The following is a 340-nucleotide window of genomic DNA, read 5'->3' on the forward strand; positions in this document are numbered from 1 at the left end:
GCAGCACCTTTGATTATTTCGACACTTTTAAGCATGTCGGGATCGATTGAAATACCGCTAGAATTGATAAATGCGTATGGACCACCATCAAATGAACCTGGCTGAGAAGAGCCATCGACTAAAATCTTAACGCGTTTACCTTCCATGCCACGAATGTTGATAGTCTGTGCGCCTTGGCGAGAGCTTGAATTCATCGTTACACCCGGAGTGTATTCGAAGATTTCATTCACATCTTTCGCCATGTTCTCTTCAATTTGCTTATCCGAGATGACAGTAACAGAAGCAGCAGTATTGATAAGTGTTTGATTCGTACGAGTTGCCGATACAACAACCTCGTCAA

1 protein-coding gene is annotated in these 340 nt (G+C 42.9%); it reads right to left on the bottom strand.

The features are described from left to right. The coding region (locus AB4512_RS23120) for a TonB-dependent receptor plug domain-containing protein (RefSeq protein WP_372175859.1) at positions 1-340 on the bottom strand (340 nt) is incomplete at both ends.

The sequence above is a fragment of the Vibrio sp. 10N.222.52.B7 genome (assembly GCF_041474275.1).
Taxonomy (GTDB): Bacteria; Pseudomonadota; Gammaproteobacteria; order Enterobacterales; family Vibrionaceae; genus Vibrio; species Vibrio crassostreae_C.